Raw genomic sequence first — 13,431 nt, forward strand, 5'->3', positions numbered from 1 at the left:
GTCATTTTTCGTGCGGGCGCCAGCGGCGGTGCACCCAGAACCACTGTTCCGGCGTCTTGGTGACCTGCGCGGTCAGACTGTCGTTCAGCGCCTGCGTCATGGTCATCGGATCGCTATGCGGCACCGGCGCTTCGAGCACCACGTCAAAGCTGACGCCATCGTCCTGACGAATGCCATAAAAGGGGATCAGCAGCGCATCATAGCGCAGCGCCAGTTCCGCCGCCGAGATGGCGGTGCGGGCAGGCTTGCCGATGAAATCGAGGATCGGTGCGCGGATGACATGCTGGTCGAACAGCAGCACCAGCCGACCGCCCTGTTTCAGATGCCGCACGAAGCCCGTCGTGCCGCGCCGCCCTTGGGGGAACACCGGCCCGCCGAAGGCTTCGAGCGTCTTGACGTAATGCGCGTTGAAATAGGGGTTCTTCATCTTGCGGTAGAGCCCGCCGATGTCATAGCCCCGCGCCACGAGGGAGGCCCGCGCCGCTTCGTAATTGCCGTAATGCCCGGTCACGAGGATCACCGACTGGCCCGTGCGGTTGGCCTCTTCCAGCGCCGCCATGCCCGGCCCCTGTGGGGCCACCTCGGCCATGCGTTTGGGAAAATCCTCGGCGGAGTAATTCTCGATAAAAGACCGGCCGAGATTGTTGAGGCAGCGGGTCGCGATTTCCTCACGCCGAGCAAGCGGCATCTCGGGCCAGACATGCTCCAGATTGTCCAGCGCACGGCGGCGGTAGCCCGCGAGCGGGGCCAGAATATGCTGCACCAATCCGCCGACAAAGCCGACCCGCGTCTTATAGGGCAGGGCCAAAGCCGTGCGAATAATCCCGACGATCAGCAGGTTGCTTAGGTAATGCCGGGCCCGGCGACCGAAGGGATAGGGCTTTTTGGCTTTGGTGGCTGGGTCCGACATGGGCTCTGACAGGCTGTTAAACTTTTCCTGACATAGCCTGCGCCGACGCGCGCAACAAGCCATGCCGGGCGGCATAGGCCGGGGTCAGCCGTCAGAGGCCCGGGCAGGGGGCATTTTACTTTGCCGCCGGTGGAAAGCTCAGGCGGTGGCGTCCGGCACGCAGGTGCCGGTGCTGATGTCGAGTTTCATACCCTCCGCGCAGGTCATGACCTGTTTGTCATGGACGCAGCCCGAGGCGAGGGCGAGGGAGGGGGCCGTGAGCGCCATGAGGGCGCCGAGTGTCAGTGCGAGTTTCATGTCGTTTGCTCCTTTGACAGGCGCGGATAGGGTACACCCACCCGCGCCAATCTCAAAGCGTTACGATCCGCGTGTCATGCGCCGAAGACGCGCTTAAAGATCGTGTCGACATGTTTGGTGTGGTAGCCCATGTCGAATTTCTCGTTGATGCCATCTTCGCCCAAGGCGGCGACGACCTCTTCATCGGCCAGCAGCAGCTCGCGGAAATCGAGCCGTTCTTCCCAGACCTTCAGCGCGTTGCGCTGCACCATGGAATAGGCATCTTCGCGGCTCACGCCCGCCTGGGTCAGGGCCAGAAGCACCCGCTGGCTCATCACAAGGCCGGGGAATTTGTTCATGTTTTCCAGCATGTTCTCGGGGAAGATCAGCATCTTGTCGACGACGCCCGCCAGACGGTGCAGGGCGAAGTCCAGCGTTACGGTGGCATCGGGGCCAATGCCGCGCTCGACAGAGGAATGCGAGATGTCGCGCTCGTGCCAAAGCGCCACGTTTTCCATCGCCGGGATCACCGACATGCGCACGAGGCGGGCCAGCCCAGTCAGGTTCTCGGTCAACACCGGGTTCTTCTTATGCGGCATGGCCGAGGAGCCTTTTTGCCCCATGGAGAAGAATTCCGCCCCTTCCAGCACCTCGGTACGCTGCATGTGACGAATCTCGATCGCGACGTTTTCGATGCTGCTGGCGATGACGCCGAGCGTGGCAAAGAACATCGCATGACGGTCGCGCGGGATGACTTGGGTCGAGATTGGCTCGGGGTTGAGGCCCAATTTCTCACAGACATGCTCTTCAACGCGCGGGTCGATATTGGCGAAAGTGCCAACAGCGCCCGAGATCGCACCGGTGGCAATCTCCTCACGCGCGGCGACGAGGCGGGCGCGGTTGCGGTCCATCTCGGCATAGAAACGGGCAAAGGTGAGGCCCATGGTGGTCGGTTCTGCGTGGATGCCGTGGCTGCGGCCCACGCGCACGGTGTCTTTATGCTCAAGCGCGCGTTTCTTCAGCGCGGCGAGCAGCTTGTCCATACCGTCGAGCAGCAGGTCGGCGGCACGGGTCAGTTGCACGTTGAAACAAGTGTCGAGTACGTCGGAGGAGGTCATCCCCTGATGCACGAAACGTGCCTCATCGCTGCCGACATGTTCGGCCAGATGCGTGAGGAAGGCGATGACGTCATGTTTGGTCACGGCTTCGATCTCGTCGATGCGGGCCACGTCGAATTCGACGTCCTTGGCTTTCCACACGGCGTCGGCGTTTTCGCGCGGGATGGTGCCCAGATCGGCCATGGCGTCGCAGGCATGGGCCTCGATCTCGAACCAGATGCGGAATTTCGTTTCCGGCGACCAAACGGCAACCATATCGGGACGGGAGTAGCGGGGGATCATGCGCGCACCTTTTTAGGACAGGGGATGGGTCAAGGGCGGCATAGACTGACTTGGGGTTAAGGACAAGTCTGAGGGGGGAGGGTGACGAGGGCCATCGCCTACCCGGTCGCACCAAAGGTGCGCCAGTGTATATCGGCACGCCTTTGGCGTGACGGGTGGGCAGACGATGGCCCGGCGCCTGCGGCTTGATTCCGGGCCGGGATGGTAAACCTGTTGTAGCTAAAGCAGTTCGGTCACCACCGTAGAACTCTGTTCCAACGTGCGATGCACCGGACACTTGTCCGCGATCTCCAACAACCGCTGGCGCTGCTCCTCGGTCAAATCCCCCTCCAGCCGGATACGCCGCCGCCAAGTGTCGATCTTCTCTGCCGCGCCGGTGCATGCGTCCTGCGCGTGCACCTTGTCGTGGCAGACATCCACGCTCACGCCGTCGAGCGGCCAGCCCTTGCGCCGGGCATACATGCGGATGGTCATCGAGGTGCAAGCCCCCAATCCGGCAGACAAAAACCCATAGGGCGACATGCCGCGGTTGGTGCCGCCATAGGCCCGCGGCTCATCCGCCAGCGCGTGGTGATGCGGGCCTGCGTTCACGTCTTGCAAGAACCCATCGGCATCCGCTTCGGTCACGCGCACGATGCCTTCGGGCGCGCCGGGGGGCGGGGCGGGGGATTTCAGCTCCATGTAGCGATCCGCCCATGTGGCGATGATCTCTGCCGCATATTCGGCGTCACGCGGGCGGGTGATCAGGTGGTCGGCATCGTCCAGCGTGACAAAGCTTTTGGGGTGTTGCGCGGCCATGAAAATCTGTCCGGCGTTGTCGATGCTGACGATCTCGTCGCGCGGCGCGTGCATCACCAGCAGCGCGGCTTTCAGCCCCGCGATATCGGGGGCGAGCGTGGCCCCCTGCAGATCGTCGATGAACCCCTGACTGATGGTGAAAGGCCGCCCACCGAGATTGACCTCGGCACTCCCATTTTCCGAAATCTCGGGCAGGCTCTCGGCGAAGTTATGGGTCACATGGGCCGGATCGAAAGGCGCGCCGAGCGTGGCGACGGCGCTGACATGGGGCAGTTGTGCGGCGGCTTTAAGCACTGCCGCGCCGCCCAGTGAATGGCCGATCAAAAGCGCGGGGGCCATGTCACGGCCCGACAGATACCGGCAAGCGGCGAGCAGATCATCGACGTTGGACGAGAACGACGTCTCCTCGAAATCACCCTCTGAATGGCCTAGCCCGGTGAAGTCAAAACGCAGCACCGCAATCCCCATCGCCGCCAAACGGCCCGCGATGCGCCGCGCGGCGGGGATGTCTTTCCCGCAGGTAAAACAATGCGCGAAAAGCGCGGTCGCCAGATGCGGCCCCTCCGGCATGTCCAACCGTGCGGAGAGTTCCGTGCCGCCCGGGCCGGGAAAGGTGATGCGTTCGATGGCCATGAGGCTCTCCAATTTGCTTGGGGTAAAGGTGACATCTCTAGCGGGCGGATCAAGGGCCGGGGCCGTGCGCTCACCCAAGCGTGACGCGAAAGCACTGCGCGTGATCGCATTTGCCCCGGCTTGTTGCTTTGTATACGACTTGCGCAAAACCCCTGTCGGAGACATATCTTGGCCCAGCCCCCCAAACCGAACCTGCACCCTGCCACCATCGCGGCCCAAGCCGCGGGCGCCGTCGATCCCGCGTCAGGCGGGGTGGTGCCGCCGGTGCAATTCGCCACCACCTATCTGCGGGATGAGAATTACGATCTGGTCAACCCCGACAACGTCTATCTGCGCTCGCATAACGAGAACACCCGCGTGGCGGAGCGTATGCTGAACGCGCTGGAACGGGCCGACGAGACGCTGATCTTCCCCTCGGGCATGGCGGCCATCGCGGCGGTCTTTCGCACCGTGCCCAATGGGGCGAGCGTGGTGGTGCAGAGCCAGATTTACTGGGGCACGACGAAATGGATCCGCGATTTCTGCGCCCGGCGCCAGATCGCTCTTCATGAGGTGGACGCGAGCGACCTTGATGCCTTCGCCGCCCTGTGCCGCGCCGAAAAGCCTGACCTCTGCCTGATCGAGACGCCGTCGAACCCATGGCTGCGGATCACCGATATCGCCGGGGCCGCTGCCGCCGCGCATGAGGTGGGCGCGACGCTGGTGGTCGACAGCACCGCAGCCTCGCCGGTGCTGAGCCACCCGTTGGAGCATGGCGCGGATATCGTGATGCATTCGGCGACCAAGGGGATCAACGGCCATTCCGATGTTCTGGCCGGATCGCTCGCCACCAAAGACGCCGAGACGCCGCGCTGGCAGATGATCCGCGATGACCGCAATGAGGCGGGCGCGGTGATTGGCCCGATGGAGGCGTGGCTTTTGGCGCGTGGGATGCGCACCCTGCCGCTCAGGATGCGCGAAATGTCTCGCAATGCCATGGCTTTAGCCGAATTTCTGTCGGATCATCCGCAGGTGGAACAGGTGATGTACCCCGGCCTGCCGGACCACCCCGGCCATGCGCTGGCCGCGCAGCAGATGCGCGGGGGCTATGGCGGGCTGTTGTCCTTTGTCGTCAAAGGCGGGGCCGAGGCGGCGTTGAAAGCGGCGGGGCGGTTGCAGCTGTTCCACCGCGCGACCTCGCTCGGCGGGGTGGAAAGCCTTGTCGAGCATCGCCACACGATCGAGCCGCATACCGGGATCCCCGAGGGGCTGTTGCGCCTGTCGGTCGGGATCGAGGACGTCGAAGACCTTGGTGCCGATCTGGGCCAAGCGCTCGGGCAGTGAAACGAAATTGGCCGCGCAGCCTCGCGACCAATCTTGCCTCACGTTTCAGACCATTCCTGCAACTTGTCGATCACCCCATCGGTCAGCGATTGCAGATCCTCCTGCACCGCCAGTGCCGGACAGGGCTGGTCCAGCCGTGCGGCCATATCGCCCATGTGGAAACCATTCGCGCTGTCGAGCGTCTCTAATTCCTCCCAAGTCACCGGCACGGCAACCGGTGCACCGGGGCGCGCGCGAAGGGAGTAGGGCGCGATGGCCGTGGCACCGCGTTCATTGCGCAGCCAGTCGATGAAAATTCGACCCTTGCGCTTGGCCTTGGACATGGTCGCGACATAGCGGTCGGGGTCTTGCGCGGCCATGACATGGGCAAAGGTCTTGGCGAAAAGTTTGACCGTCTCCCAACCGCGCGTGCGGCGCAGGGCCAGCCAGACATGCACGCCCTTGCCGCCGGTGACGATGGCCCCCGATTGCAGGCCGAGGGCCGCCAACGCATCGCGCAGCTCAAACGCTGCTGCGCGGACATCGGCCCAGTCTAACCCTTCATCGGGGTCGAGATCAAAGACCAGCCGGTCGGGGCGGTCCAACCGATCCACCCGCGCGCCCCAGATGTGATATTCCAGACTGCCCATCTGCGCCGCCGCGATCAGGCTTTCGGGGCGCGTGGCATAGAGGTAATCCGCGGCGTCGCCATCGCTTTCCTCGATCCAGACGCGTGACAGCGCGTCGGGCATCCCGCCGCTGTCATGTTTTTGAAAGAAACATTGCCCGTCGATCCCCGAAGGGCAGCGAAAAAGCGACAGCGGACGGTGGCCCATGAGGTCGATCATCCGCTCCCCGACACGTTCGTAATGCCGTGCCACATCGCCCTTGGTGCAGCCCGCATCGGGGAAGACTCTGCGGTCGGCGTTGCTGATCTGCACGCCGCCGATCTTGCTGTCGCTGTCCATCTTAGGCTCCTCTTGCGGTTCCTCCAAGGTCACGCTGCCCGCGTCCTTATCCTCGCGCAGGCCCAGAAAACTGCCGTGCCGGATCACGCCATCGTCGGTAAACTCGGCAAAGTCGACCTCGGCCACCAGATCGGCGCGGACCCATTTGGCATCGCGCGCCACCTCCGCAGGCACATCGCCTGCGGGCGGGGTCTTGCGGGTGGTCATGGCGCGGGCGAGGTCGGCCATCACCGCCTCGGAAAACCCCGTGCCGACGCGGCCTTTGTAGCGCAATTCCCCGCCCTCATGGCTGCCCAGCAGGAGCGAGGCAAAGGCGCGGCCCTTTTTGTCGGAGGGGGAATAGCCGATGATGACGAATTCCTGCCGCCGGGTGCATTTGACCTTGAGCCAGCTTTTGCTGCGTCTGCCGGAATAGCGCGCGTCGATGCGTTTGGAGATGATCCCCTCAGCTCCGGCTTTGCAGGCGCGGTCGAAGACTTCGGGACCATGGCCGATGACATGCTCGCTCAGCCGCAGCGGCCCGCCTGCGGGCACGCCGGATAGCAACTGCGCCAGACGCGCGCGGCGGTCCAACTGCGGCGCGTCGCGAAAATCCTCACCATCGAGTGACAGCAGATCGAAGGCGTAAAAGACCAGCGGATGCCCCTCTTTCAGCGCCTTTTGCAACGAAGAGAAGGCCGAACCGTTGATCTTGGCCGCCATGACCTCTCCATCCAAGAGCGCCCGGTCGCAGGGCAGCAGATCAAAGGCGGCCCCAAGCGCGCCGAACTTATCGGTCCAATCCTTGCCGGAGCGGGTGAAAAGCCGCGTGCCGTTCTTGCCCAGGGACACCAGACAGCGATAGCCGTCGAACTTGGTCTCATGCATCCAACCGTCTCCCTCGGGCGCGTCGGCAACAAGGGTGGCAAGCTGGGGTTTGACGAAAGCGGGGTTCTTGCCTTTGCGCTTGGGGCGCGGGTCGGCGACCTTTTTGGCGGGGGCGTCCTTGGCGATCTCGGCCATGGTGCGGCCCGTGGTGATTGACCGGGCGGTGCCTTTGGTCAGCCCATCGGGCAGATCACGGGCATAGTCGTCGCGCTCTTTGATCAGCAGCCAGTTCTCGCGCTTTTCCCGGCCCCGCATCCGCACCAGCGTCCAGCCGCCCTGCATCTGCTGCCCTTGCAGCGTGAACTTGAGTTTGCCGTCTTTCAGACCCTTGGCCACATCGCCCTGCGGCATCCATGTGCCCCGGTCCCAAAGCATGACCGTACCGCCGCCATATTGCCCCTTGGGGATCGTCCCCTCAAAGCCGCCGTAGTCGAGCGGATGGTCCTCGGTCCGCACGGCAAGGCGTTTTTCCGACGGGTCGGGGGAGGGGCCTTTGGTGACAGCCCAGCTTAGCAGCACCCCCTCCCATTCAAGGCGGAAATCATAGTGCAGGCGGGTGGCATCGTGTTTCTGAACGACAAAGCTTTGCCCCGCGCCGCTGCCGATCTGGCCGCGCGGCTCCGCTGTCGCCTCGAAATCGCGTTTGGCGTTGTAGCTGGCCAGCCTGTCGGGGGATTTGGCCATCACGAGGCCTTCTTACGCGGCGCCTTTTTCTTGGCGCTGGATTTCCCGCCGCCCGCTTCTTTCAGGCTCTCTTTCAGCGCGCCCATGAGGTCGATCACATTCTCGCCCTCGGCGGCGCTGTCATCCCCGGTCTGCACGCGCGGGGTCTTTTTGTTCTTTACCTTCGCATCTAACAGCTTTTGCATCGCCTCGGTATATTTGTCGGTATAGGCGGAGGCGTCGAAGGGCGCGGTTTTCTTGTCGATGAGCGAGGTCGCGACATCGAGCAATTCCTTGTCGGTCTTGTCGTCCTCGATATCAGTGAAGATCTGATCCGCCTCGCGCAGCTCATCGGCATAGTGCAGCGTCTCCATCAACAGCCCGTCGCCGCAGGGTTTGACGCAGGCCAGATATTCCTTGCCGCGCATGGTGACCTGCCCCAAACCAACCTTGCCGGATTGGCGCAGCGCATCGCGCACCACGCGGTAGGCGTCTTGGGCCAGATCGTCGGAAGCGGTGATGTAATAGGGTTTGTCGAAATAGAGCGGAGAGATTTCGCAGGCATCAACGAATTGCACCGGCTCAAAGGTCTTTTTCGTCTCTAGCTTGATCTCATCCACTTCATCGGGGTCGAGCAGGATATATTCGTCGCTGCCGACCTCATAGCCTTTGACGATATCCTCGGCCTTGACCGGGCCGATGCCGGGCACGGATTTCTCATAGCGGACCCGCTTGCCCGAGGGCTTGTGAATTTGCCGGAAAGAGACTTTGGAACTGGTCTTGGTGGCCGAGAATATCTCGACCGGGATCGACACCAGCGAGAGGCGAAGTTGACCTTTCCAAAGTGCGCGCGGTGCCATGAGAACTCTCCTATTTGCCCTTCGCGCGGCCCAGCTTATCGGCCTTGACCGCGTCGCGTTGGCCCATCGGCTCATCCGGGCCGGTGGTGCTGTCCTTACGGGTCTGGGCCTCCATCTCGGAGTTAAACTCAGCCCCCAGAAGCACGATGAAGGCCGAGATCCAAAGCCACATCAGCAGTATGATCGCCCCGGCCATGCTGCCGAAACTTTCATTGTAGCTGCCGAAGTTGCTGACGTAGATCGAAAACCCGATGGAGGCGACGATCCACAAGATGCAGGCGATGATGGAGCCGGGGGTGAGCCATTTCCACTCCGCATCGTCGCGGGCGGGGCCGTAGCGGTAAAGCACGGCCAGCGCGAGCGCGGTAAGTGCGGCAAGTAGCACCCAGCTGCCGTAGGTGAGCAGCGTCTCGACCCAATCGGGCAGGGCGAGAAAGGCGACCACAGCGGGCACGGCCAACGTGGCCGCAAGGCCCAGGAGCAGCACACCGATCAACATGAGGGTGAGGCCAAGCGTCCAGATCAGTTTGGAGACGAAACCGCGGGTCTCATCCTCGTCATAGGCGACGTTCAGACCCTCCATCAGACTGCCCACGCCCTTGGACGCGGAGTAGAGCGCGAGGGCTAGACCGATCAAGAAGGCCCAGCCCAGACCCGTCTCTTCCGACCCGGTCACGGCGACGGCTTGGTCGAGGATGATATTGGCGGCTTCTTCGGGAATGAGGTTGGTCAGGGATTCAAGCTGCGCGGTGACCTGCGCGGGCTCCATCACCAATCCGGCGAGGGCCATCAGAGCGGTCACGGCAGGGAAAATCGCCAGCAGTGCGTAAAAGGCGACACCAGCGGCGACAAGCGACACATGATCGGCGGCGATCTCATCCTTGACCCGCAACAGGATGTCTTTCCATCCGGGGGCCGGTATCTCCATCGGCGTTTCCGCTTTCCGTCCGCGCGCCATATCTGGTCCTTTGACGTTAAATTCGTATCGTAAAATATGCCCGCCCCCGAGGCCGGGAGCGGGCGTTGCTTGGCTTAGCTCTTCACGTCGCCGAGCTTTTGCTTGTCAGCTTCGCTCTTGGCGGCGTCCGCGACGCGCTGACCGCTTTCCTTTGCCTTTTTCACGGCGGCATCGGCGGCGGTCTCTTCGTCGGCGGCGGCATCGGCATTGTCTTTGGTCTCTTTCAAGACCTTGCCTGCCTCATCCGTCGCGGCCTTGGCGACCTTGCCCAGCTTGTCGCGCTCTTCCGCGTAGATACGCTCGGCTTCGTTAAAGAGCGCATCGCTGTGCTCGCCCATATAGGCGTCTTCGGTGCGGCTGCGGGGCAGGGCGGCGCCGATTGCGGCACCGACTGCGAGGGCTAGCGCGCCGGCGACCATCGGATGCTCTTCGAACATGTCCGAGGCACGCTCACCGCCCTGACGAGCATAGCGGCCGCTGGCGTTCCACGCATCCACAGCGCGGGCACGGGCCATCACGATGCGCTCACGCGCTTCGGCGGTCATGTTTTCGGTGCCTTCCGACAGACGGTCCCGCAGGGCATGGGCTCGCTCATTGGCGGCATTGGCGCTGTCGCGTACGCTATGGGCCGCGCCGCTGGCGGTGCTGCGGATGCTGTCTACGGCGGAACGCGTGCCATAGGACGCGCGGTCACGGGCATAGCGGGCGCCGCTGGCGACCGAGGAACCGGCGGAGCGGGCACGCCCGGCAGCCGAGCTTGCAGCGCCCTTGACGCTACCAGCGGCAGAGCCTGCGGCACTGGATACACCGCTCGCCGCGGAGCCTGCGGCCCCTTTCACGCTGCCTGCGGCAGAGCGGGCACGATCGCCGAAGCCGCGGCCATCATCATCGTCGTGATGGACGTCACGGGCCCATGCGGGCACATCATCGGCAGCGCCGCGCTGAGAGCCATAGCTTGTGGCATAGGCGCTTGCGGGGGCAGAGGAACGACGCGCGTCCCGCACGGCCGGGCGGTTTTCGGTATTGGTCACCGGCACCGGCACGGGATGTGCGCGGTCGCGGTCCAGTCCTTCGTAGCCGCGGCGGTCACGGCTGTTGCCGCTGCCGAACATCATCCACGCAAGGCCCGCACCTGTCAGCGCCAATGCGACCGGGTTGCGCTTGGCCGCGTCAGAGATGGAGCGACCCCAGTCGCCGCCATGCTCGCGGAACTGGTCAGAGAACTGACGCGCGATGCCTTCGACCGAGAAGCGGTCTTGGAGATCGTCCAGCGTATCGGCCAGACCGGCACGCTCCCGCTCGATTTCGCGTTCAATTTCTTCGGGGTTTCTGGAGTCATTTGTCATCGTAGACCTCCTTCATGGTCTCTGCGTCACGCTTGACGTTTTTGGCGGTGCGGCTCGGTGCAAGGCTGCTGAGCTTCAGATCATTGGTGCCTTTCTGGATCATCACATAGGCGACGATGGCCAGAAGAACGCCCACGATCACGGCGGACCAACCAGCGGCGATGCCAGCTTCGGTCAGAGCAGCGACGAGGGCGGCGCTCAACACGTTCAGGGCGGTGAGGGCCACAACCACGGCGCCGACGATCAGGCCAATGGCCACGCCCGCGTGTTTCAGGTTCTCATTCACTTCGGCGCGGGCCAGATCGACCTCTTTGCGCATTAGCGAACTGACGTGGGAGAGTGCTTCGGTCAGCAGGCTCCCGGCGGATTTGTTGCTTTCGGTGGTCATACTTTATCTCCTGTAACGACGTTGGGCGCGGCAGGCTGAGTTGTCGGCTGAGCGGCGGTGCGGCCGGGCACGGTGCTGGCGGCACCGGTGGGCGGCGTGCCGGTCATCGGGCGATCGATGCGGTCGTCGTCGTCATATTCGACGCCGGTGCCGCCGTAGCCGCCCTGAGGCCGATCGCTGGAGGCTTTGGCGAAACGGGTCGCCACGAAGCCCAGCAGGGCGGCGCCACCGAGGAAGACCATCGGGTTGCGCTTGGCGAAACCGTTCAGATCGCCCATCATTTCGCCCAGATCCTTGTCGCGCATGCTGTCAGAGACATCGGCGAGACCGTCGGCCAACTGGCTAAAGCTGCGCTCCTGCGGGGAGCCGCTGCGCAGCTCATCAGCCGCGGTGCGCAGGGCAGAGGCCACGCCTTTGACCTCATCAGCGGCGGTGTCGCGCGCTTGGTAGGCGTAGTTAGTTGCTTCGGCGGATACGGTGTCGGCCACGTCGCGGGCCTGTGCCTTGGCGGATTCAGCGGCGTTGCTCGCGGCAGCGGCGGCTTTGTCTTTCGCAGCGGTCGCCTGCTCTTTGGCGGCGGCGCTTTGGGTCTGTGTGGTGTTGTTGTCGGGCATGGTGACCTCCTTTAAAATACGAGATTCAGGATCGCGAGAACGACCACGATCAGGCCGATGAGGTAGAAAATTCCGTGCATGGGTCCCTCCATTCGTCTGCAGCTATTTGCTTATCTACGGTCCAACGACTGACGCCGCGCGCGGTTCCCCGGGCGGGGTAAAAGATTGCTGGGAACCCCTTGGCTTGCGGGGGGAAAATGGGGCGCAAAGGCGTGCCTATTGCACAAAAGCAAGCGGCGCGCCCCGATTGGGACGCGCCGCCGCTTAACAAAGTTTAAGTGTGATCTTAGCCGTCGATGCGGCTCGCCATGATGGCGATGGCCTTTTGGTATACACCCGCCGCGTTCCAAGCTTGGATCACGCGGAAGTTCGGCTGTCCCTCTTGATAGCCCGCCCCCGGCTGCCAGCCTTTCTGGCGAAGGAAATTGGCGGTGGAGGCCAGCGCGTCGACCTGATTGTAGAAATCGACCCGACCGTCGCCATTGCCGTCAACGCCATAGCGCAGCGCGTTGCCGGGCAGGAATTGCGTGTGACCCAACTCACCATGTTTCGCGCCTTGGGTGTTAGAGGTGATGGCGCCACGGTCGACCAGTTTCAGCGCGCCAATGGCATGGGGCACGAAAAAGTCGGAGCGGCGGCAGTCATAGGCCAGCGTGGTGATGGCCGAGACAACAGCGCTATTGCCCATGAAACCGCCAAAGCCCGTCTCCATCCCATGGATTGCCAGCAAGACACCGGCAGGCACGCCATAACGCTGCTCAAGCGCGTTATAGAGCCCGGCGTTGCGCGCTTTGCGTTTGCGGCCTTGGGCCACGATCGTATCCGCGCCGCGCACCTGCATGAACTTGGACAGGGAGTATTTGAAGGATTTCTGGTTCCGGTCGGCGGCGATGGTGCCATTGGCGTAGCGCGCGCTTGCCAATGCGTCCAAGCCGCGCTGGCCGACGCCTGCGGCGCGGGCCTCTTGGGCGAAAGCGCCTTTCCATGCCTCAAAGTCATTGGCCGTATTGCCGCATTGCGCGGCCAATGTCGGCGCGGCCATGAAGGTGCAGATGGCCGCGGTTGTGGTGAAAAGTGTTTTGAACATGAGATTGACCCTCTGCGTCTGTATGCCGAGCAGAGGTTAGCCCATATGGGAAACGGTTCAACTCACTTGGCGACCGAAAGGGAAAATCTTTGGCCCTCAGCGGGGCAGTAGCGCACGGATATACTCAAAGGCGGTGCCGGCCCAGAGATTGACATGCGGCGCGCTGTCTTGAGCGAAGCTTGCCCCGCCAAAGAGCAGGCCGATGGTCACCAGAAAGACCAGCCCTTTGCGGCTGCGCTTGGCGCGGCGCTGCTTGCCGCGCGCCTGTTTTGCGCGCTGTTCGATGCGGTGCAGCCGCTCGTTAAAGGTCGTCGTGGAAATCGCCATCTATCCGCTTCCTCTGCAGGGTCGTGGTTAAGAT

The 13,431-nt window shown here is 63.3% G+C and carries 13 protein-coding genes; 1 reads left to right on the forward strand and 12 read right to left on the reverse strand.

Annotated features, from left to right (window positions below):
* Nucleotide 1: 1 nt before the first annotated feature.
* The 4 genes from ACGYLQ_RS16555 to ACGYLQ_RS16570 form a co-directional block, all read right to left on the reverse strand.
* Nucleotides 2-910, reverse strand: a complete 909-nt coding sequence (locus ACGYLQ_RS16555) for a lysophospholipid acyltransferase family protein (RefSeq protein WP_394443959.1) — start codon at nt 908-910, stop codon at nt 2-4.
* A gap of 138 nt (nt 911-1,048) precedes the next feature.
* Nucleotides 1,049-1,207, reverse strand: coding sequence for a hypothetical protein (locus ACGYLQ_RS16560; RefSeq protein ID WP_394443960.1), 159 nt, complete (start codon nt 1,205-1,207; stop codon nt 1,049-1,051).
* Between the two features lie 74 nt (nt 1,208-1,281).
* The gene (gene purB, locus ACGYLQ_RS16565) at nt 1,282-2,586 is read right to left on the reverse strand and encodes an adenylosuccinate lyase (protein WP_394443961.1); all 1,305 of its coding nucleotides are present in this window, start codon (nt 2,584-2,586) and stop codon (nt 1,282-1,284) included.
* Nucleotides 2,587-2,805: 219 nt separating this feature from the next.
* Complete coding sequence (locus ACGYLQ_RS16570) at nt 2,806-4,017, reverse strand: alpha/beta fold hydrolase (RefSeq protein WP_394443962.1); 1,212 nt, start codon at nt 4,015-4,017, stop codon at nt 2,806-2,808.
* A gap of 168 nt (nt 4,018-4,185) precedes the next feature.
* On the opposite strand from ACGYLQ_RS16570, the gene ACGYLQ_RS16575 reads away from it, so the two are divergent.
* Nucleotides 4,186-5,340: a trans-sulfuration enzyme family protein gene (locus tag ACGYLQ_RS16575; protein ID WP_394443963.1), complete on the forward strand. Its 1,155-nt coding sequence runs from the start codon at nt 4,186-4,188 to the stop codon at nt 5,338-5,340.
* Between the two features lie 38 nt (nt 5,341-5,378).
* On the opposite strand, the gene ligD is transcribed toward ACGYLQ_RS16575, so the two are convergent.
* The 8 genes from ligD to ACGYLQ_RS16615 all read right to left on the reverse strand — a co-directional run bounded on the left by ligD (nt 5,379) and on the right by ACGYLQ_RS16615 (nt 13,397).
* Nucleotides 5,379-7,838 carry a DNA ligase D gene (gene ligD / locus ACGYLQ_RS16580; protein WP_394443965.1) on the reverse strand — a complete coding sequence of 820 codons (2,460 nt, stop codon included), beginning with the start codon at nt 7,836-7,838 and terminating at the stop codon, nt 5,379-5,381.
* On the reverse strand, nt 7,838-8,677 hold the full coding sequence (locus tag ACGYLQ_RS16585) for a Ku protein (protein WP_394443966.1): 840 nt from the start codon (nt 8,675-8,677) through the stop codon (nt 7,838-7,840). Before ACGYLQ_RS16585 ends, ligD begins: the two co-directional genes overlap by 1 nt.
* 10 nt (nt 8,678-8,687) lie before the next feature.
* On the reverse strand, nt 8,688-9,635 hold the full coding sequence (locus ACGYLQ_RS16590; protein WP_394443968.1) for a YihY/virulence factor BrkB family protein: 948 nt from the start codon (nt 9,633-9,635) through the stop codon (nt 8,688-8,690).
* A gap of 74 nt (nt 9,636-9,709) precedes the next feature.
* Nucleotides 9,710-10,981 (reverse strand): DUF3618 domain-containing protein, encoded by a 1,272-nt coding sequence (locus ACGYLQ_RS16595; RefSeq protein ID WP_394443969.1) that lies wholly within the window; start codon nt 10,979-10,981, stop codon nt 9,710-9,712.
* Nucleotides 10,971-11,369 carry a phage holin family protein gene (locus tag ACGYLQ_RS16600; RefSeq protein ID WP_067266354.1) on the reverse strand — a complete coding sequence of 133 codons (399 nt, stop codon included), beginning with the start codon at nt 11,367-11,369 and terminating at the stop codon, nt 10,971-10,973. The genes ACGYLQ_RS16595 and ACGYLQ_RS16600 overlap by 11 nt, the downstream gene beginning before the upstream one ends.
* Complete coding sequence (locus ACGYLQ_RS16605) at nt 11,366-11,983, reverse strand: hypothetical protein (RefSeq protein ID WP_168613080.1); 618 nt, start codon at nt 11,981-11,983, stop codon at nt 11,366-11,368. Before ACGYLQ_RS16605 ends, ACGYLQ_RS16600 begins: the two co-directional genes overlap by 4 nt.
* A gap of 286 nt (nt 11,984-12,269) precedes the next feature.
* The gene (locus tag ACGYLQ_RS16610) at nt 12,270-13,070 is read right to left on the reverse strand and encodes a lytic transglycosylase domain-containing protein (protein WP_394443970.1); all 801 of its coding nucleotides are present in this window, start codon (nt 13,068-13,070) and stop codon (nt 12,270-12,272) included.
* 96 nt (nt 13,071-13,166) lie between these two features.
* Nucleotides 13,167-13,397, reverse strand: a complete 231-nt coding sequence (locus ACGYLQ_RS16615) for a hypothetical protein (RefSeq protein ID WP_394443972.1) — start codon at nt 13,395-13,397, stop codon at nt 13,167-13,169.
* Nucleotides 13,398-13,431 lie beyond the last annotated feature (34 nt).

This window comes from Sulfitobacter sp. 1A12779, assembly GCF_043557315.1.
GTDB lineage: Bacteria > Pseudomonadota > Alphaproteobacteria > Rhodobacterales > Rhodobacteraceae > Sulfitobacter > Sulfitobacter faviae.

Excerpts from the sequence above, each read along its gene's own strand:
- ACGYLQ_RS16610 (WP_394443970.1), bottom strand. The coding sequence starts at position 13,070 with ATGTTCAAAACACTTTTCACCACAACCGCGGCCATCTGCACCTTCATG.
- ACGYLQ_RS16585 (WP_394443966.1), bottom strand. The coding sequence starts at position 8,677 with ATGGCACCGCGCGCACTTTGGAAAGGTCAACTTCGCCTCTCGCTGGTG.
- purB (WP_394443961.1), bottom strand. The coding sequence starts at position 2,586 with ATGATCCCCCGCTACTCCCGTCCCGATATGGTTGCCGTTTGGTCGCCG.
- ACGYLQ_RS16590 (WP_394443968.1), bottom strand. The coding sequence starts at position 9,635 with ATGGCGCGCGGACGGAAAGCGGAAACGCCGATGGAGATACCGGCCCCC.
- ACGYLQ_RS16605 (WP_168613080.1), bottom strand. The coding sequence starts at position 11,983 with ATGCCCGACAACAACACCACACAGACCCAAAGCGCCGCCGCCAAAGAG.
- ligD (WP_394443965.1), bottom strand. The coding sequence starts at position 7,838 with ATGGCCAAATCCCCCGACAGGCTGGCCAGCTACAACGCCAAACGCGAT.
- ACGYLQ_RS16570 (WP_394443962.1), bottom strand. The coding sequence starts at position 4,017 with ATGGCCATCGAACGCATCACCTTTCCCGGCCCGGGCGGCACGGAACTC.
- ACGYLQ_RS16615 (WP_394443972.1), bottom strand. The coding sequence starts at position 13,397 with ATGGCGATTTCCACGACGACCTTTAACGAGCGGCTGCACCGCATCGAA.
- ACGYLQ_RS16600 (WP_067266354.1), bottom strand. The coding sequence starts at position 11,369 with ATGACCACCGAAAGCAACAAATCCGCCGGGAGCCTGCTGACCGAAGCA.
- ACGYLQ_RS16560 (WP_394443960.1), bottom strand. The coding sequence starts at position 1,207 with ATGAAACTCGCACTGACACTCGGCGCCCTCATGGCGCTCACGGCCCCC.
- ACGYLQ_RS16555 (WP_394443959.1), bottom strand. The coding sequence starts at position 910 with ATGTCGGACCCAGCCACCAAAGCCAAAAAGCCCTATCCCTTCGGTCGC.
- ACGYLQ_RS16595 (WP_394443969.1), bottom strand. The coding sequence starts at position 10,981 with ATGACAAATGACTCCAGAAACCCCGAAGAAATTGAACGCGAAATCGAG.